Consider the following 19,175-nt stretch of genomic DNA (forward strand, 5'->3'; position numbering starts at 1 on the left):
GTTGGATTTCCGGTTTAATAGATTATTGAAGAGAGACGGCAGCAGAATTCATACCAATGGGAGTATAGGCGTTTTATGAGTGGCAACGATTTTCGAATAGAGCATCGCTACCTGGAGCTCCCGGACAGCTTTTATACCCGGGTTCAGCCCTCACCACTAAAAGACGCAAAGATGGTGTGCTTCAACCACAAGCTCGCCGAACAGATGGGCTTTCGCGCAGATTCCGAATCCGACTGGACCGGCGTGGGTGCGGGATCTGAGTTACTCGAGGGCATGGACCCGGTGGCCATGAAATACACCGGCCACCAGTTCGGCGCCTACAATCCGGAACTCGGCGACGGCCGTGGCCTGCTGCTGTGGGAAACCGTTGGCCCCGATGGACGACGTTGGGACTGGCACCTCAAAGGCGCCGGCATGACTCCCTACTCGCGCTTTGGCGATGGCCGCGCCGTGCTTCGCTCCACCGTTCGCGAGTACCTGTGCAGCGAAGCCATGCATGGACTTGGCATCCCGACCACCCGGGGACTGTTCATGGTGAGCGCCAAAGACCCGGTCCGCCGGGAATCCATCGAAACAGCAGCGGCGCTCGTGCGAGTGGCCGAAACGCATATTCGCTTCGGGCATTTCGAGTTCGCTGCCCACCACGAAGGGCCTGAAACCGTCAAGACGCTGCTCGAACACGTGATCTCGCTGCACTTCCCCCACCTGATCAACCTACCCGATGACGAGCGATACAGCCGTTGGTTCGAGGAAGTTGTCGAACGCACGGCACGAACGATTGCCGACTGGCAGGCGGTGGGCTTCTGCCACGGGGTGATGAACAGCGACAACATGTCCATCATCGGCGACACCTTTGATTATGGCCCTTTCGCATTCCTCGATGATTTCGATGCCGGCTATATAAGCAACCATACCGACCAGGGCGGGCGCTACGCCTACAACCGTCAACCACAAGTCGGGTTTGAAAATTGCCGCTACCTGGCCACAGCCCTGCTCCCGGTAATGGAGGAGGACGACGTGCGCCGGGGGCTTCGCCGCTATGAAGTGGCCTACAACGAGCGCTTCCTCCAGAACATGCGAGACAAGCTTGGCCTCGCCATCGAAGATGAAGCGGACCTGAGCCTGATCATGGATACCTTCAGCATGATGCACGAGCACCATATCGACTACACCGCCTTCTTCCGGGCGCTCTCGAATCTGCACAGCCATGGCCATGGGCCGGTGCGGGATCTGTTTGTAGATCGCAGCGTGGCAGACCAGTGGCTGGAGCGCTATGAGGAGAGACTCCTGAACGAAACCCGCGCTCACGATGAGCGGGAGTACGCCATGCGTCGCGTGAATCCAAAGTATGTGCTGAGGAACTACCTGGCCCAGCAGGTCATCCAGGAAGCGCAGAACGGGGACTACGAACCGATGAAAGAACTGCTGAAGGTGCTTCAGCGGCCCTATGACGAGCAACCGGAGAACGAGGCTTATGCGGCATTGCCGCCGGATTGGGGCAAGCATCTGAATATCAGCTGTTCAAGCTGACGGGTTAAAGCAAACAAAAAAGGGCCGGACGATCTACTCGTACGGCCCTTTTCATTTTTTAAGCACCTACCGGAGATCAGACCGCCTTTGCAGCAATGATCTTCTCGTGCCATTCGGCAGGACCTGTCTGGTGCACAGAAGAGCCACGGGAATCAACAGCGACTGTAACCGGCATGTCCTCTACCTCGAACTCGTAAATGGCTTCCATACCCAGTTCCGGGAAGGCAACCACTTCCGCGTTCTTGATGGCTTTGGAGACCAGGTAGGCGGAACCGCCCACGGCCATCAGGTATACCGCACCGAATTCCTTGATGGCGTCGATGGCCACCTGACCGCGCTCGGCTTTACCGATCATGCCGGTAAGGCCAGTCTTCTCAAGCATGGTGTGGGTAAACTTGTCCATACGTGTGGCAGTCGTCGGGCCTGCGGGTCCAACCACCTCTTCACGCACCGGATCAACGGGGCCCACGTAGTAAATGAACCGTCCCTTCAGATCAACCGGCAGCTCCTCGCCTTTTTCGATCATGTCCACCATCTTCTTGTGGGCAGCATCGCGGCCGGTCAGCATCTTGCCGGAGAGCAGGACTGTTTCGCCCGGCTGCCAGTCCTTCACGTCTTCCGGTGTGACGGTATCCAGATTCACGCGACGGACGTTCTCACCCACTTCCCAGGTAATTTCCGGCCAGTCGTCCAGGCTCGGCGGGGTCTGCAGGGAGGGCCCGGTACCGTCCAGGGTAAAGTGGGCGTGACGGGTGGCCGCACAGTTCGGAATGATCGCAACCGGTTTATTGGCCGCGTGGGTGGGATAGTCTTTCACCTTCACATCCAGAACCGTGGTGAGACCGCCCAGGCCCTGGGCGCCGATGCCCAGTTCATTGACCTTGTCAAAAAGCTCAAGACGAAGCTCTTCGGAACGATTGGAGGCGCCACGGGCTTTCAGATCGTGAATATCGATCGGGTCCAGCAGGGATTCCTTGGCCAGCTCCATCGCCTTTTCCGCGGTGCCACCGATACCAATACCCAGCATGCCCGGCGGGCACCAGCCGGCACCCATCTGCGGAACCATCTTCAGCACCCAGTCGACGACCGAGTCAGAGGGGTTCAGCATTGCGAACTTGGACTTGGCTTCAGACCCGCCGCCCTTGGCAGCGACGTGCACCTCTACCGTGTCACCCGGAACAATCTTGTAATGGATGATAGCTGGGGTGTTGTCCTTGGTGTTCTGGCGCTTGCCATCCGGATCGGCCAGTACCGAAGCCCGGAGCACGTTGTCCGGATGGGTGTAGGCACGGCGAACGCCTTCATTGATCACGTCGTCCAGCGGCATATCGCAGTCCCACTGGACATTCATGCCGACATTCACGAATACCGTCACGATGCCGGTGTCCTGGCAGATCGGGCGGTGGCCCTGGGCACACATGCGCGAGTTGATCAGGATCTGGGCCATGGCATCCTTGGCCGCCCGGGATTCTTCCTTCTGGTAGGCCTCGTAGACGCCCTGGATAAAATCCTTCGGGTGATAGTAGGAAATGAACTGCAGCGCGTCCGCTACGCTTTCAATCAGGTCGTCCTGGCGGATTACGGTGGTCATAGGCGCCTCATCAGCTTGATATCGTTATGTCGTGTCATCAAAAATCGGGAGGCGAGAGTTTACCAGAAAATCGGCTTGGCGAGTGATTCGACAGATGGCGAAGCAAGGATTAAAACCCGTGAAAAACGCCTGCAGAAAAAGGTATCATCCTAACCAAACTAGAATAACACCGCAGGAGACACCGTGACTGACCTCGTCCTCACCGAAATCAAAGACCGGATTCTCATCGTTCGACTGAACCGGCCAGAGCGCAAGAACGCCCTCACCCACGCCATGTACACCGCCATGGGGGACGCCCTGGAACAGGCCCGGGATGACACCAACATCCGGTGCGTACTCTTCACCGGTACAAGCGAGTGTTTCACTGCAGGCAACGACCTGGGAGAATTTGCCGCCGGCTTGCCCGGTGATTTCGAACAAACCCCAGTCGGCCGCTTTCTTTTATTACTGGCCAGTGCAACCAAACCTGTGGTGGCTTCAGTCAATGGCGCGGCCGTCGGCATTGGCACCACCATGTTGCTGCATTGCGATCTGGTGTTCGCTGGCAACAACACGGCGTTCCAGATGCCCTTTGCCAGCCTCGGCCTGTGCCCCGAGGGCGGCTCCAGCCTGCTACTTCCCTCCTGGATTGGCAGGGTGCGCACCGCCGAACTCCTGATGCTTGGCGGCGCCTTCACCGCCGAAGAGGCCGTCCGGCTTGGCCTCATCAACCGGGTTTGCGAGCCAGAGCAAACCGAGGCCAGTGCCTTCGAGGCCTGCCAGCGGCTGGCCGAAAAAGCGCCAGCTGCGATTCGAGCCACCAAAGCCCTTTTGAATCAGCCAACCATGGCGGCACTTCGGGAGACCATGCTCGAAGAGGGTCAGCTGTTTGCCGAGCGCCTGAAATCCCCAGAAGCCGCCGAAGCCTTCCGGGCCTTTATGGAAAAACGCGCACCGGATTTCTCGCGCTTCGAGTAAACCTCGACTGCGCCTCAATTTCCCTGTTGCCGGACCTCGACAAACCGTTATCCGGCAACTATTTTTCTCAAAGGCCGAACTCCAATCGTGCGGGAAGGATTCAAACACCAGAATCACACTTTTGGCTGATCAACACTTGCCATACTGTCGCTATAGTCAGAGATACAGAAATTGGCTTACAGCGCTGGCTACAATTTCAGACAACAGTTTAAGCAGAACAGGCCACTGACAACGGGCTTACCGGATCAGACCGGCCCCGTCAGCTGCCGAACATAACGACACAACAACAGGAAAAGGTTCCACCCATGTTCAAGAAAACTCTAATAAGTCTTGCCGTGGCGTCTTCCGTTGGACTTACAGGCTGCTTTGATAGCGGCGAGACGGGGGCGAATGCCAATCCGGATTATCAGATTGAAGATACGACGATTGATAAGTCGATTGTTCGTCCGATTTACGATCCCAACCCGATTGCTTCCGATCCGAAATTTCCGATCAATGCCGACCTGATTCTGTTGTTGGGCGCGACTCAGAGCGCTAACTATGACTTTACAGGGCTCTCTGGCGGCACTTCTCCGGCCGATGATGCGGTCAACGATCTTTCCGGCTTCTCTACCTCCGGCGCATTCACACTGAAGTTTGACGGGTCCCTGAACCCCGTATCCGTTCAGGCTGGTGCAACCGTATTCCTGCTGCCGGTCAACGTGAAAGATGCCGTTGAGGGCGTGCCTGAAGCGCTCCCGAATACCAATCCGTCAGGCATTGACCAGGCGAATCCTTTCGATCTGGCGTCAATTCCCAATTTCCGAGCCGACGTTGTAAGTATTGATGGTGGCAGCGACAACGCCATAAGAATCGTTCCCCTGGAGCCTCTCGCAGAAGGTCAGAAATACTTGGTCGTGGCCACGAATAACATTGTTGGCGCTGACGGACAGCCAATTGAGCGGTCTGTTCAGGACGTTAATCTTGCGGATGGTGTATTGGGTAACCCAGCCCTAGCTAACGTGAAATCGATCCTGCAGGCCTCAGATACACTGGCGAACGCTTTCCTCGCTCAGGCGATTCCGCAGGATACCCCCAAGTCGGCACTGGCATACACTTTCACTACCAACTCAGATACTGACGTGTTGCGCGCTATGATGGCACCTGCAGCATTCGGAAGCGCACTGGGCCAAAAAGTTGGCTTTACTGCGCAATTGAAAGCGGTGAGAGACAACTATCCGACGCTCAACTTTTCCCAGCTGACAACGAAACTTGGTGAAATTGCAGAGCTTGCTGCGGACCTACAAGCGGGCGATATTGATCCAAGCGATTTGGATGCCCAAGAGCTGGCAGCAATAACCGCGTTGGCTACAGTTCGGCCCCTCACTGAACCAGGTGACCTTCAAGCTGCGATCGGCGCAGAAATCGGTGACACGCTTCACCTTCCGGTTCCGCGCCCGTCTTTCTTTAATGCACCAGAACCCGCAACTGATCTAGCCACAATTCAGGTATTGGCAGCGGATCCAACCAATGCTATAGCGAATGCAGCGCAGCAGGTTCAGGTTTCCCAAGGTGCCATCGCTCTGCCGTACTTCCAGTCGTTGCCGGGTGAAACCGGAGCGGGCATTGTGACCGGCAGTTGGAGCGGTAGCACAAGCCTGGAAGACGACCTTAATGAGAACCTGGCGCCGGGCCAGACGATCTTCTCCTTCTTGCGGGATATCGACGGCACGCTGAATGTGAACGGGTACTTCCCATTCCCAGAACAAAATGCGACCACCACTGTCCCCGTTGTGGTTTTCCAACCTGTTCTGGATGGAAGCGCAGCTCAACCCGCTTCATGCGTCGAAACCAATGGGGCAGGAAAACCTGAAGGGGTTACCATTTTTCAGCATGGCATTACGGTAGATCGGAGCGTTTCCATGCTGCCCGCGATATTGCTGGCTCAGAGCGCGTGCCAGACTGTTGTGGCCATAGATCAGCCACTTCATGGCCTCGCAGGCGCAACTAACGGTACGGTAGCTGGATTATCGCCTCTGGATGCGGATGCCCTCACCACAGATGTGGAAGCCGCAATTGGTCTTCTTAATCCTAATGATGCAAACCAGGCGGCTGTAATCGCTCAACTCAACGCCCTAATCTCGGCAGACTACATCGGCGAGCGTCACTTCGGATACACTGCAAATGCGTCTCTGCAACCGGTAGAAGCTCCGCTGGCTGACATTTCATCAGGTAGCCTGTTTATCAACCCGCTCAATATGATGAACAGCCGTGACAATCTGCGCCAAGGTGTTGTTGACCTGCTAAACGTTGCAGCATCAATCCAGACCTTTGACCTCAACAAGGACTTCGCACCAGGCGATCTGGCTGGCGTACCGGTGAACTTCATCGGGCACTCCCTAGGTGGCATTTCCGGAACGGTATTTGCCTCTCTGGCAAACGACGCGACCTTGAACGCCACTCTCAACGGCACGTATGCGCAGGCCGGAGTTCCTCTTTCGAACTTCACATTCCCGACGCTTAACTCGGTCGTTCTGCACAACACCAGCGGCCAAGTTACTCGCCTGATCGAGAACTCTCCGGCCTTCTCCGGTCAAGTTCTTGGTGGGCTGGCCAATGCAGGTGTCACCCAGGGAACCTCTGATTTCGAGAGCTTCTTCTATGTCTTCCAGTCAATCTCAGATGCTGGCGACCCGGTGAACTTTGCGAAAGGCCTTGGTGCTTCTACCAGCAATCTTTTGGTAACAGAAGTTGTTGGCGACACCACGGTTCCCAACGAAGCCAACGTCAATCCGCTCAGCCCGGCGTTCTCTGCACCGCTAACAGGCACAGAGCCACTGATGGCACTGTTGGATCTGGGAGCAGGCGGCACCAATCTTGCCGATGGTGCTGACCTTAACCTGCTTCAGGGTGAAGACATCTCAGGCTCGGCCACCACACCGGTCGCTGTATTCTTTGATGGCAGTGACCCATGCTCTACCGCAAATCATGGTACTTTTGTAGCGCCTCAAGCGCCAAATGATGCTTGCCCGGGTGGGTTTGCCGTTACCAGTGATGCCTTTACGGTAATGGTCACTCAAACAGCCCAAGCGCTGAGCGGCGGTAACGTGCCAGCCTCCCCCAACAACATTGATGCACTGGGAACCAGTCCGACTCTGGCCAACGCACTTGATCAGGACGAGCAAGCTGCTCCTTAAGGACTAGCTTCTGCCTACCAAGCCCCGGCATTGCCGGGGCTTTTTTTTGGCAAGCCCGACCTGGGTCAGAGACGAACAATCAACATATCGAGGAGCCCCCACACCCGAGGACTCTTGCAGCAATGCAGCCGTTCACATTATTGGGACAACCATAAATTATGAGGATGTTTGACGGCGCTCAGATAGCCAAAGGGGACAGGCGTGTAGCGGAGGAAAGGTGGCTAAAAAGCAGGGATTTTCCCGCTTTACGAGTGGCTAGACGGGCTTCTTGCTTGAGCTAAACGGCATAACTGATAGCAACGAAAAAAACGCCGCACTCGTTAGAGCGCGGCGTTTTCATCCTGGTCTGAGTCTTATTCTGAAGAAATAACAGTCTCGCCCTGCGGCAACAGGTTCGCCTGAATATCTTCCTCAGTAAAGAACAACTGACGGTAGTCCTTATTGGAATACTGCTCGCTCTGATCACTAAAGAATGGTGACATGGCGTCCGTAGACTGGGAATAACTCACAAGGCCATAAGCCTCCGGACCATTGTCCGTGAATTCCAGCCCGAAGTGCCAGCTGGTACCTCTGGCCATCAACCAGCCATCAATGCCGTCCGAGCCATCCGAAAGCCCTGCAGTATTATCAATAGTTGTCGGCGCGATCCGCGGGAACCGGGTATCTTCCAGGAACGGATCTGTCACAACACCGATCGCATTGAAGGCGCCGTCAATATTGCCATCGCCACCGTGCCAGGGGATTGGCTGAGTCTGAAACACCGGTGTCCCGCCGGAGCCAGGAACAACACCGCCAGAAGCTCGATAATATTGCAGGTCGCCCAGTGCATCAGTCGGCAAAATGCCCTGAGACTGCAAAGCAGTCACGCCATCGGCAAGCGCGAGAAGCATGGTGTCGCTAGCTGTCCCTGCATTCTCTTCGGATGGATCCGCAGGCGTGCCTACAGGATCGGCCGGGCTGAAGGGTGTAGTCAGATCTGAATCCAGATCGTTACGGTAGTTAGCCATGAACACCCGGAATATATGGGCACCCACGCTGTCCCGATTGTACAGGCCATCCCAAGTGCTTAGCGATTGGCACCAGGAAGACAGATCGACGCCATTCACTGCCGTAGTGCCAATGGCATCGCAGCGCTGCAGAAGTTCCGGCAGGAATTGCTCTGCATACCATGCGCGGTTGTTCCAGATCACTCCAATCAACTCTTCTGCACTGAACTTTCCGTCCTGTCCAGCCGGAAGCGGCGCATCCGGAAAGCCCGGTTCCATCAGATTCTGCAGCATCTTGATACCAAGGCGGGTACGGGGATTGATTGGCGCCTTTTCATCGCCGAACAGGGGCGAGAAACCTGTCAGGAACTCGTCCGGGTTGGTTGACCAATAGCTACTGTTGGAGTTCTGTACCCAATCCGATCTAACCAGTTTTGGCTTCTGGTCATAAGGCACCAAAGGACCACAAGCGGTCTCCACCCAGTCCTCCTGGGAAAGCCTGCCATCGAGCAAGGTAACGCCCTGGTCAAAGAGGCCAGCGTATGCTGCACTGCCAGCCCTTCTGAAGTTCACAAGCGCGATGGCTTTCTCGGAGAGGTTCGGGACCGAACTGCTGTCGATGTAGAAAGCGTTACCCTGGTCATCCGCGTAGGTGGTGTTGGTCCAGAGGGTTGAGCCGCAGTTTTGGAAGACACTCTGGAACTCTTCAAGATTGCTGGCTCGACTCATGCCCAACCAGGTGTCCAGAAGCCCCCCAGTGTTGGCATTGGCATCACGATAGGTGTGAGCCACCGTCGAGGAAGTGTTCAGCGCACCATTGTCGCCCCAAGCCGGCAGCTGACTACTCACAGCGTTCGCCGCGATCATCGGGCCATACTCGGAGAAATAGAAGGTTCTTTCCAGTACAACTGTCTGTGGCCCCAAATCGACCTCGATTTGATAGGTCTCGGTTGTAATCGGCTTCTCAACCCCGTCTTTCACGTAGGTCAGATTATCTCCATCCTTGAGAACCAGCTCATACCAGGTAAAGCGACGACTGGTCGTTACTGTGTGAGACCAGGCAAGATTCTCATTGAAGTTGATCAACGGGATCGCCGTGCCCAGCAGGCCGGCGCCATGAACATTCAGGTAACCCGGCACGGTCATCTGAACCTCGTAGAGGCGCCGATGTCCTGTGTAAGGGAAGTGGGGGTTCGCCAAGAGAGCGCCCCGGCCCTGCTCGGTCAACTCGCTACCAATACCCCAAGCGTTACTGGCAAGGCCCATATCCGCGAAATTGGTGTGTGATTTCGCGCCAGCCTCTGCGGTAGCCACAACGCTCTTTAGGAGCTTGTTCACTTCCTCAACATTGGTCACCGAGCTTACCGGTGTCGGCGCCGGGCTCTCTCCCGGAGGGACTGCGAGGAAAACCGCCCCTGTGGCGAACAGCGCACCACTGGCGTACTGACCAACGATGCGATAATGAGCCAGCAGATCCACCGGAGTTATCGGCTGCACCCACTCCTGATCAGCACATTCCGCAGGGAACTGAGAAGAATCCGTTTCATTAACGTACCGGTTGTAACCCTCAGTGAAACCCTCAATCAGCGCACGGCTCTCCGGGCTCAGATTGGGGAACTCGGCCTCAGCGCCAGCATATATCTGTTGGGCCTTGTAGCTGAAGTCATTAACGACATTGATACCGACGCCAAATCCCGCATCGGGTCCTGGCCCAAAATACTTCGCTCTCTCGCTGCGGGCCTTAACGACGGCCTCCGCCAGCATACAGACGTTATCCTGCGCCTGAGCATAACCGTGCCCGAAAGCCGCAGATTTCAGGTCGTCAGCGACGATGTGAGGAACGCCGCCCGTAGTTCGACGAATGGTCGCCTCTAGCTGACCATCCGAGGGAAAGAGATTGGGATCCACCTCAGTCTGTGAGGGTCCCGAAGAGTCATTATCGCTATCAAAGCAGCCCGCCAGCAAAGTACTGCCAAGCAGGGCGACGGTGAGACTGAGGGCATGTCTGCCACTCGGGGTTTTCCTGAGCTTCATAGTGTTGTCCTTGTATTTGTTCACTACGGTTCCACCGCTTCCGGTGACATTTATAAAACTAGCAGAGCCCTCCTTTTCAGCCAGATAAAACTGAACACTTATTCACGTTATTTTCTTCTAAAGAAACTGATCGTTATCAGCCCCAAGCATTTTCCCGATCCGGGACGTTTCCGATGGCGTTTTCTCGAACTTGATCGGAAACCCGATCTGCGGCTGCTGCGTGCCGTCCCCCCTATCAACGCCAATCACCATGTCTCTGGCCTTCAGCTGGGGGTGCTCGGCGGCCTCCGAAATGGTCAGAACCGGCTCCACGCAGGCATCCTGATCGGCAAAAACCTCCTGCCAATCGGCCAGCGGCTTCGCGGCAATTTTTTCCTTTATCGCGGCTTTGAGTTGCTGCTGATGCTCGGGCTTCTGGCTCATGGCCAGGCTTTTCATGTCCGGAATCCCCAGGGTGTCGCAAAGACGAGCAGAGAACTGGGGTTCGAGGCTGCCCACCGAGAGCCAGCGGCCATCGCTGGTCTGGTAGTAGTCGTAAAAGGAGCCGCCATTGAGCAACGCGCTCTCTGGCTTCTGCTCCTGGCCACCGGCCAGGCAGGCTGCCCCGGCCATGGCGTTCAGCGCAAAGGCTGCGTCGGTCATGCTGATATCTACGAACTGCCCTTCGCCGGTCTGCTGCCGGTGGATCACCGCAGCCAGTATGCCCATAACGGCATGGTGCGAACCGCCAGCAACATCAGCAATCTGGATACCCATGGGTGGCGGGCCGCTGTCGGCTCGGCCACAGTGGCTGCTGACGCCCGCCAGTGAGAGGTAGTTGATATCGTGGCCTGCGCGGTCTTTGTAGGGGCCGGTCTGGCCATAACCAGTAATTGAGCAGTAGATGAGGCGAGGGTTTACGGCCTTCAGGGCCTCATAGCCAATACCAAGGCGGTCCATCACCCCAGGGCGAAACTGCTCAACAACAACATCGTAGTCCTTGACCAGTTCCAGAACTTTCTCCCGGCTCCCCTGCTCCTTGAGGTTGAGCCCGAGAGACTTCTTACCGCGGTTCAGAAAACCGTGGGCGGTGCTCACGCCGGCATCGTGGGGTGGCATAACCCGGGTCAGATCCACTCTGTCCGGTGCTTCCACACGCAATACATCTGCCCCCATGTCTGCCAGCAGCATGGTGGCGTAGGGGCCGGGCAACAAGGTACTGAAATCCAGAACTTTCAGCGAAGTCAGAGGACCCGCCATGATGATCTCCTTTTTATTGTCAGAGTTGTCCGAGTAGCGTTCGCTTCCTTCATGCTGCCCGGTTTTGCCAATGGGGCCAACTGCCGGTTCCGTCATTCCGATTGGCCGTTTCTACCAGTCCGACCGAACGGCTTCGGTTGCATTGTGCTGCCGGGGTTTTATGATGGGTTTCGTTTTTATGGAATGGCGAGCGTGATGTCCGATCTGACGGTTTCGAAGCACTTTGTTCAGGCCGCCCTTGTGGGTGCCGAGAGACTTGGTTTTGATACCCGCGAAATGCTCCGGGAGGCAGGAATCTCTCCCGATCTGTTACGTATCGAGATGGCCCGGGTCAGCAGCGACCAGTTCAGTCATCTGATGCAGGTGCTCTGGAACCGGATGGGGGATGAATTCATGGGGCTGGGGCCCAGAAAGGCCCGAACAGGGACTTTTGCCACCATGTGCGCGCTGGTGATTGACTGCCCCAATCTGGAATCGGTCTACCGGCAGGCCTTCCAGTTTTCCCGTCTATTTGAGCCCATGGTGTCGATGGAACTGGAGGTTGGCGAAGACAAGGCCCAGCTGGTGGCCCGAATGGAAGGCGAAATCAACGACCCGAGTTTTTTCCTGAGGGAGAGCATTCTGGTGATCTGGCACCGCTTGGGTAGTTGGCTGATCGGCCAACCCATCGAGCTGGAGAAGGCCGAATTCGATTACCCCCGGCCGGCCCACGGCGACGAATACCGGCACATTTTTCACTGCCCCCTGGCGTTCGAGTCCGACAAAATCGCCCTCACCTTCGATAAACGCTTCCTGTCTGCACCAGTGATTCGGGACAAGCCGGAGATGCGACAGTTCCTGAAGACCTCCCCGGCAGACCTGCTGTCCCGCCCAGACGAGAGCAATACATTCACGGGGCGCATCCGGGCCCTGATCGGAAGGGATTTATCAAAGCCGTTGCCGGATTTTGAATGGATTGCTGCGGAACTGCACACCAGCCCGCAAACACTGCGTCGCCGGCTGAAGCAGGAAAATACCTCGTTCCAGGAAATCAAGGATCTGTTGCGCCGGGATATGGCAATTTACTACCTGAGCCGACAGGAACTTCCCATTAACGACATCGCCGCCAAGGTCGGTTTCACCGAGCCATCAACCTTCCACCGGGCCTTCAAGAAGTGGACGGGCGTAACGCCCGGCGCATACCGGGAAGGCGAGCGTGGCGCCCCCTCCGACTGATTCAGGACCCCGACGGTACCTGGAGCGCACGGATCAGTTGCCCGAGCGTCTCGGCAATTTCCTGGGCCCGCTCCCGATTGGCGGCCAGCTGGAGCAAGCGGGAACCGTCCCTGGGATCGTAGACCCAGCAGGTTGAAACAGCCGCCTCGCAACGCCATTCAACCCTGGGGTTAATGCCAAACACCGACATCGGCTCCGTGCTTCGCAGTATCCGGCCGTCCTCGGCGCGATTGATTTCCTGAATCTGTATCTCGTCTCCCTGGGTTCCAATGCGATATTCCACATCCGCCGGTCGGTCGAGCCGCACTACCGCCTGATCACGGCGCCAGCCAGCCAATTCGAGCAGACTGTTGATATGAAGGGTCAACGCCTCACGATCTGAATCTGCCAGATATAGCTTTCGCAAGGACTCAACACGGCCTTCACCCGCAGGCTCAATGACCGCAACCTGTTCACTTTCACCGGCTGCCTGGGGCGCCAGGGCGTTCTGCTTTCTGGTCTTTTCAATAGAGGTGATGAGCTGCAACGATTCCTGATAATGGGCACCCTCAGCGCCGGCGCGGCTCACATAGGTTTCAAGAGCAGACTGGGCTTCGTTCAGGTGGGAAGACTGCAACATCACCCGGCCCCGGTAAAAGAAGTAATCCTCTGGTTTTTCCCCTTCCAGTTGCTGCAAGCGGTTCAGATACTCGGCAGCCTCGCCCCAGTTCTCGGCAACAACTGCCTCCTCGGTAGCCAACATCAATCTGCGGGTTTCGTGCTCGGGCGCCAGCGCCAACGCGGGTCCTGCCAGGAGCGCGGAAGCCAGTACGACCCCCAGGGCAAAACAGCGACCTGTTCCAAATAATACTGCCATGGCATCTACTCCTGCTCGTTATCTGCACCAATCGCCTGTTCCTCTGAATCAGGCCGGTCGTTGTCCCCGGGATGATGGAAATCCTCAGTGTCGTCTACTTCAGCCTGATCCATTATCCCCTTCGGCAATTCCTTTTTCACCCGAACACCCAACTCTACAAAACGATTCGCCTGGGAGATCAGGTTGCCGCGCCCACGGGTCAGAGTGTTCATGGCCGAATCATAGGTTCCCTGGGCGGTATGCAACTGTGTGCCCAGACGTTCCATTGCCTCCACAAACACCCTGAGTTTGTCATAGACGGCACCAGCCCGCTCAGCGATTTGCCGGGCGTTCTGGCTCTGGCGCTCGTACCGCCAGATGTTCTCAATGGTTCGCAGTGTTGCCAATAGCGTAGTTGGAGTTACCACAATAATCTTTCGCTCAAAGGCTTCTGCGAAAAGGTTCTCGTCCTGCTGAAATGCTGCCACAAAAGCAGGTTCAATCGGCATGAACAGTAGCACGAAATCCGGGGAATGGAGGCCGTGGAGCTGGCTGTAATCCTTTTCGCTGAGAGTGCGGATGTGATTTCTCACGGCTTCAACGTGTTGCTTGAGAGCCTCCTCTTTGACCCCGGAATCCTCGTCTTCCGTCACCCACTGCTGGTAGGCCACCAGTGAGACCTTGGAATCGATAATCAGGTTGCGGCTGTCCGGCAGATGGACAATGACATCCGGCCGATAGAGCTGGTTGTCGCTGTCGCGATAGCTGCCCTGGGTGCCGTATTCCACCCCCTTACGCAGACCGGACTTCTCCAGTACCCGCTCGAGTATCAGCTCGCCCCAGTTGCCCTGAATCTTCTTGTCGCCCTTCAGCGCCCGGGTCAGATTGGATGCTTCCTCGGTGATTTGACGGTTCAGGTCCTGCAGTGACTTGATCTCACTACGGAGCGCCTGGCGGTCACGGGTTTCGGTGGTATACACGTCCTCAACCCGTTTGCGGAAGTCCTGCAACTGGTCCCTGAATGGATTGAGCAGGGTATCAAGGCTGGTGCGGGTCTGCTGGCTGAAACGCTCGCTTTTCTGCTCGAAAATCTTATTGGCCAGATTCTCGAACTCCTGCTTCAAGGCATCACGGTTGCGCTCCAATAGCTCCAGCTTTTCATTGGCGGATCGGCGCTCCTTATCAATCGTCACTTCCTGCTCCCGGAGCGAAACACGGGCCTCGCCCAGCGCCCCGGAAAGCTCATCCGCCTTTGCCTGCAGGCTCTGACGCTCACTTTCCAGCTGCGCCAGGCGCTCCTTCCGGCTCTCCAGGTCCGAATCAAGCCCGGCCAGCCTGTTCTCGAGGCTTGCGGCGTGCTGACGCCAATGCTCGACGTCCTGCTCAAGCCGACTATTCCTGCCCCAAAGCCCTTTCAGAATTACCAGGAGTATTAATACAACCATCAATCCCGCCACCAGATCAGGTCGGGACAAGATCAGTTCTGTGATGGCTTCAGGCACCTGGTACTACTCCTGTTGAGGTTCTGTGTTTGATTAAACAGCCAGTATCTATCTGTTGCAGAACAGTCTACCCCACGAAAGGAACCTTTTGCCCGGTGCGCCGTCAATCTGATTGGCACCGCCGATAAGGACCTCGACTGTTTGGCAATATTTTAAAGCCCGGGCATCTGTCTCTGGACGGCAAACGTAATATCGTCTAAAAGGGTAAAATGTTCACTCGCCAAGTGGTTATTACCCTTTGTTAACCGCATGTCGGGTTCGAACCAGATCAGAAACGGATAACAGATCATGCTGAAAGAACTGTGGCGAAAACTGGAGGCGGAGTTTCTGCACAATGACTGCTCCGGCCAGGACAGCCAGGCAGGCTTGTTCGGCACCCGCTCGACCGGTAGCAAGGAAGGATTCAGAATCCTGCCACACATCACTCACACGGGCGAGTTTCACCTCGAGCGTCTTACCAATCTGCTAAAAGCCCGTTATGGCAAGAGTTTCGGGATGCCCTCCAGCAAATCTGAAAGTGACGAGGAAATCCGGGAACTGATCAGTTTTGCTGCTCGAATTCAGGACCAGGATGTACAGCGCGAGCTGCTGCTGTTCTACCTCAATTGCTCGCCGGTTATTCAGGAATACCTGCGCGCTGAGACCGTTCTTGGTGAAGGGAATTTTCTGTCACGGTAAACACTACCGCCCCTTAACCATCTGTAAATCAACCACACAGGTTGGATGTTGTATACTCCCGTTCCGTATTAATTCGGTTTCACACGCACAGACCGTCACGGTAGCCCGAAATCGGGCGTGACAGGCTGCCAGCTCAGGGGTTCTTCATGGGTTTTAAATGGTATCGGGCTGGACTGCCTAAGCTTACCGTCACCGCACTTGCAGGCATTCTTCTGCTGACGGGATGCTCGGCAGACCGCTATTTGATGGTTCCCAAAACTGATCTGAATGAACTCCAGGGTTCCATCAAGAGTCAGCGTGCGACGCTCGTTACCATGGAAAACAACGCAGCAGTCAGGCACGAGCAAGCCATCGCCCAGAACCGCTCATCTACTCAGACCATACTGGACGCGATTGCAACCCAGGTGGAAAAACCCGAGTGCCCGCCGGTGCAGGCCCAGAAGCAATGCCCCACGATAGACGATTCGAAAGGCCGTGCAGATCGACTCAAGGGCAAAGTCATTGTCGGCGAGGTCGAAAACTTCTACCTCGCAGGCCCCGGCCTGATTTACAAGGCTCGAATTGACAGCGGTGCCGAAACCTCCTCCATAGACGCACGTAACATTACTCGGTTTGAGCGGGACGGCAACAACTGGGTGCGGTTTGATGTACCTGTTCCCGGTGCCGACAAGTTCGTAACTCTTGAAAAAGAGATCTCCCGCCGGGTTCGCGTCATCCAGGCCAGCGCTGACGAAGCAGAGCGCCGTGTCGTCGTCGAGCTTCAGTTTTTTATTGGCGACCACCAACAGGTCGCGGAGTTTACACTTGCGGACAGAACCAACCTCACTTACGAAGTTCTTATCGGCCGCAATATTCTGCGTGACGTGATGCTGGTCGATGTCGGCAAGGAGTACGCAACCGAGTTGCCCGAATCCATCCGTAACAACAACGGGAACGAATCGTGACCACCCGCTCGCGCCTGCCCTTTTACATCGCCGTTTTTCTCCTGATCGCCGCAGGCATCTCCCTCGCCGTCTGGCGGCACGTTGAGCTTGGCATCCCCTGGCTGACGGGTGAGCAGCGACCTGTCTGGATGGTCGAGGCAAGGATTGATTTTGACGCAGGCGACGGATCGGTGCTTGCCAGCCTCAATATCCCCGAGCAGCCCCCGGGTTTCCGGATCCTGACCGAACAGGCGGCATCACCTGGCTACGGCTTTTCCATCATCGACAGCTCCGGCAGTCGGCGGGCGGAGTGGAGCAAGCGTGAAGTCTCCGGGCCACAAACCCTGTACTTCAAAGCTCAGTTTATTCCGGATCCCAACGCCCAGCCGGAGATCCCGGCCCGTGAACCCAGAACGCCGAGGACTTTTTGGGAAGAGCCCGAAGCAACCGCCGTTCAGGAAATTCTGGACCAGGCAAAGGCCCGCTCAAGCACCCCGGAAAGCATGACCCGCGAACTGATCCGGCTTATGCAGCCAGATACACGGACCCAGAACACAACCCTGCTGGTCTCGGAAGAGAACTATCTGGATCTGCTGGTCGACATGCTCAATCACAGCGGTATTGCCGCCAGAATAGCGGATGGACTGAGACTTGAGGATGCTCGTCGCCGGCAACAGCTGATGCCCTATCTGCAAATCTACAACGGCGAACGCTGGCTCACCTTCAACCCCAAAACGGCCGAACAGGGCGTGCCTGACGATCTCCTGCTTTGGCGCCAGGGCGCGGCCTCATTGCTTGATGTGGTGGGTGGCGAAAACTCAGAAGTGAGCTTCTCAATGCTCAGACAAACGGTTCCCGCCCTTCAGCTGGCAACCATGGAGTCCGCCTCCAACGGCCTCGGTTTCCTGAGTTTTTATGAGTTGCCCATAGAAGAACAAAGCATGTTCCGCATGCTGCTCTTGCTGCCATTGGGGGCACTGATGGTCGCTTTCATGCGAATTGTCATCGGTATTCGCACCTCTGGCACCTTCATGCCCGTGTTGATCGCGGTGGCGTTCGTCCAGACGACTCTGGTGCCGGGATTGATAGCCTTCCTCTCGGTCGTATCCATTGGTCTGCTTATGCGCGGCTACCTTTCCAGTCTCAACCTGTTGCTGGTATCACGAATTTCCGCTCTGATCATCCTGGTTATTTTTATTACTGCGGGCCTGAGCATCATCGGCTATCAGATGGGATTCAACACCGGTATGACGGTGACCTTCTTCCCGATGGTGATCATTGCCTGGACCATCGAGCGTATGTCCATCCTCTGGGAGGAAGAGGGTGCGCACGAGGTCATGGTCCAGGGCGCCGGGAGTCTGTTTGTGGCCATCTGCGCCTATTTGCTGATGAGCGCACCATTGGCCGGCCATCTCACCTTCAACTTCCCGGAGCTGCACCTTGTGATCCTCGGCTTGATCCTGTTGATGGGTCAGTACACCGGCTACAAGCTCAGCGAGCTGAGGCGCTTCACGCCAATGAAGGCGTACGACTGACATGGACTGGATATCGCCGCGATCACTCAAGAGACTGGGAATGCTGAATATGAACCGGCGCAATGTAGACTACATTGCCCGGTACAATGAGCGTTCATCCTACCCTCTGGTCGACAACAAACTGAAGACCAAACTGGTGGTTGCCGAGTACGGCGTAAACACCCCGAAACTGCTTCAGGTTGTTCGCCAGCAGCATGAAATATCGCACTTCCGGGAAATGGCAGAGGATCTGGCCGGTTTTGCCATCAAACCGGCGAAAGGCTCCGGCGGCAAGGGCATTACCGTCATAACCGGTCGGGATGGCGATGAATACATCAAAGCTTCCGGTTCGCGCGTCGATTCCCCATTCCTGGAACGTCATCTGACCAACATTCTGGCCGGGCTCTACTCACTCGCCGGCACGCCGGACGTGGCGATCGTGGAAAACCTGGTGGAGTCTGCGCCATCACTGGCGAAGTATTCCCATCAGGGTGTGCCCGACATCCGGATTATCGTCTTCCAGGGTTACCCCGTGATGGCCATGCTGAGACTGGCCACAACCGCATCTGACGGTAAGGCAAACCTCCATCAGGGCGCCGTGGGTGTTGGCCTGGATATTGGCTCTGGAAGAGGCCTGAATGCGGTTCAGTTCAACCGCCCTATTACGCTGCACCCCGACACTGGCCTGGCACTGGAGAACATCCAGATTGAAGCCTGGGACGAAATGCTGGAAATGGCCTCACGGTGCTACGAGGCGACCGGCCTTGGCTACATGGGAGTCGATCTGGTGGTGGATGCCAACGAAGGGCCACTGCTGCTGGAATTGAACGCCCGACCCGGGCTGGCAATCCAGATGGCAAATGGTCGCGGCCTGCTGCCCCGACTCCGGGCCATTGAAGCGCTTAAACGGCCACACTTTACGCCGTCGGAGCGCTCACGTTTCGCCATGGAAACGTTCGCCAGTTCCTGAGTTTTTACCAGGCACAAAAAAACCG

Annotated in this window: 13 protein-coding genes; 8 read left to right on the plus strand and 5 right to left on the minus strand. The window is 56.4% G+C overall.

What is annotated here, in order from left to right; all coding sequences use genetic code 11:
* Window positions 1-75 precede the first annotated feature (75 nt).
* On the plus strand, window positions 76-1,530 hold the full coding sequence (locus tag A8B84_RS07160; RefSeq protein ID WP_064227391.1) for a protein adenylyltransferase SelO: 1,455 nt from the start codon (window positions 76-78) through the stop codon (window positions 1,528-1,530).
* A gap of 76 nt (window positions 1,531-1,606) precedes the next feature.
* Here A8B84_RS07160 and A8B84_RS07165 read toward each other — a convergent pair whose 3' ends face one another.
* Entirely contained in the window at window positions 1,607-3,121 is a 1,515-nt protein-coding gene (locus A8B84_RS07165; RefSeq protein WP_064227390.1) for a fumarate hydratase, read from the minus strand.
* Between the two features lie 183 nt (window positions 3,122-3,304).
* Between A8B84_RS07165 and A8B84_RS07170 the strand changes: the two genes are divergently transcribed.
* Window positions 3,305-4,078 carry an enoyl-CoA hydratase gene (locus A8B84_RS07170; protein WP_064227389.1) on the plus strand — a complete coding sequence of 258 codons (774 nt, stop codon included), beginning with the start codon at window positions 3,305-3,307 and terminating at the stop codon, window positions 4,076-4,078.
* A 305-nt stretch (window positions 4,079-4,383) separates the two neighbouring features.
* Window positions 4,384-7,254 (plus strand): MECDP-synthase, encoded by a 2,871-nt coding sequence (locus A8B84_RS07175; protein WP_064227388.1) that lies wholly within the window; start codon window positions 4,384-4,386, stop codon window positions 7,252-7,254.
* Window positions 7,255-7,607: 353 nt separating this feature from the next.
* Here A8B84_RS07175 and A8B84_RS07180 read toward each other — a convergent pair whose 3' ends face one another.
* Window positions 7,608-10,274: a penicillin acylase family protein gene (locus tag A8B84_RS07180; protein ID WP_064227387.1), complete on the minus strand. Its 2,667-nt coding sequence runs from the start codon at window positions 10,272-10,274 to the stop codon at window positions 7,608-7,610.
* 117 nt (window positions 10,275-10,391) lie between these two features.
* Entirely contained in the window at window positions 10,392-11,513 is a 1,122-nt protein-coding gene (locus tag A8B84_RS07185) for a CaiB/BaiF CoA transferase family protein (RefSeq protein WP_064227512.1), read from the minus strand.
* A gap of 195 nt (window positions 11,514-11,708) precedes the next feature.
* On the opposite strand from A8B84_RS07185, the gene A8B84_RS07190 reads away from it, so the two are divergent.
* On the plus strand, window positions 11,709-12,728 hold the full coding sequence (locus A8B84_RS07190) for an AraC family transcriptional regulator (protein ID WP_064227386.1): 1,020 nt from the start codon (window positions 11,709-11,711) through the stop codon (window positions 12,726-12,728).
* Between the two features lies 1 nt (window position 12,729).
* Here the strand turns inward: A8B84_RS07190 and A8B84_RS07195 are convergent, their stop codons facing one another.
* On the minus strand, window positions 12,730-13,584 hold the full coding sequence (locus A8B84_RS07195; RefSeq protein WP_064227385.1) for a hypothetical protein: 855 nt from the start codon (window positions 13,582-13,584) through the stop codon (window positions 12,730-12,732).
* 5 nt (window positions 13,585-13,589) lie between these two features.
* Window positions 13,590-15,065 carry a DNA recombination protein RmuC gene (gene rmuC / locus A8B84_RS07200; protein ID WP_064227384.1) on the minus strand — a complete coding sequence of 492 codons (1,476 nt, stop codon included), beginning with the start codon at window positions 15,063-15,065 and terminating at the stop codon, window positions 13,590-13,592.
* Window positions 15,066-15,353: 288 nt separating this feature from the next.
* Between rmuC and A8B84_RS07205 the strand changes: the two genes are divergently transcribed.
* From A8B84_RS07205 to A8B84_RS07220, 4 genes are all read left to right on the plus strand, one after another.
* Window positions 15,354-15,743, plus strand: coding sequence for a hypothetical protein (locus A8B84_RS07205; protein ID WP_064227383.1), 390 nt, complete (start codon window positions 15,354-15,356; stop codon window positions 15,741-15,743).
* A 146-nt stretch (window positions 15,744-15,889) separates the two neighbouring features.
* Entirely contained in the window at window positions 15,890-16,687 is a 798-nt protein-coding gene (locus tag A8B84_RS07210) for an ATP-dependent zinc protease (RefSeq protein WP_064227382.1), read from the plus strand.
* A complete protein-coding gene (locus A8B84_RS07215) occupies window positions 16,684-18,201 on the plus strand; it encodes an inactive transglutaminase family protein (RefSeq protein WP_064227381.1) in 1,518 nt (505 codons plus the stop codon). Before A8B84_RS07210 ends, A8B84_RS07215 begins: the two co-directional genes overlap by 4 nt.
* 1 nt (window position 18,202) lies before the next feature.
* The gene (locus tag A8B84_RS07220; protein WP_064227380.1) at window positions 18,203-19,150 is read left to right on the plus strand and encodes an alpha-L-glutamate ligase-like protein; all 948 of its coding nucleotides are present in this window, start codon (window positions 18,203-18,205) and stop codon (window positions 19,148-19,150) included.
* The last annotated feature ends 25 nt before the right edge of the window (window positions 19,151-19,175 follow it).

It is taken from the genome of Marinobacter sp. EhC06 (assembly GCF_001650915.1).
In the GTDB taxonomy this organism is placed as follows: domain Bacteria; phylum Pseudomonadota; class Gammaproteobacteria; order Pseudomonadales; family Oleiphilaceae; genus Marinobacter.

What these genes read in the sequence shown, in the direction of transcription:
- A8B84_RS07160 (WP_064227391.1), top strand. Translation starts at nt 76, where the DNA reads ATGAGTGGCAACGATTTTCGAATAGAGCATCGCTACCTGGAGCTCCCG.
- A8B84_RS07165 (WP_064227390.1), bottom strand. Translation starts at nt 3,121, where the DNA reads ATGACCACCGTAATCCGCCAGGACGACCTGATTGAAAGCGTAGCGGAC.
- A8B84_RS07175 (WP_064227388.1), top strand. Translation starts at nt 4,384, where the DNA reads ATGTTCAAGAAAACTCTAATAAGTCTTGCCGTGGCGTCTTCCGTTGGA.
- A8B84_RS07180 (WP_064227387.1), bottom strand. Translation starts at nt 10,274, where the DNA reads ATGAAGCTCAGGAAAACCCCGAGTGGCAGACATGCCCTCAGTCTCACC.
- A8B84_RS07185 (WP_064227512.1), bottom strand. Translation starts at nt 11,513, where the DNA reads ATGGCGGGTCCTCTGACTTCGCTGAAAGTTCTGGATTTCAGTACCTTG.
- A8B84_RS07190 (WP_064227386.1), top strand. Translation starts at nt 11,709, where the DNA reads ATGTCCGATCTGACGGTTTCGAAGCACTTTGTTCAGGCCGCCCTTGTG.
- A8B84_RS07195 (WP_064227385.1), bottom strand. Translation starts at nt 13,584, where the DNA reads ATGGCAGTATTATTTGGAACAGGTCGCTGTTTTGCCCTGGGGGTCGTA.
- A8B84_RS07205 (WP_064227383.1), top strand. Translation starts at nt 15,354, where the DNA reads ATGCTGAAAGAACTGTGGCGAAAACTGGAGGCGGAGTTTCTGCACAAT.
- A8B84_RS07210 (WP_064227382.1), top strand. Translation starts at nt 15,890, where the DNA reads ATGGGTTTTAAATGGTATCGGGCTGGACTGCCTAAGCTTACCGTCACC.
- A8B84_RS07220 (WP_064227380.1), top strand. Translation starts at nt 18,203, where the DNA reads ATGGACTGGATATCGCCGCGATCACTCAAGAGACTGGGAATGCTGAAT.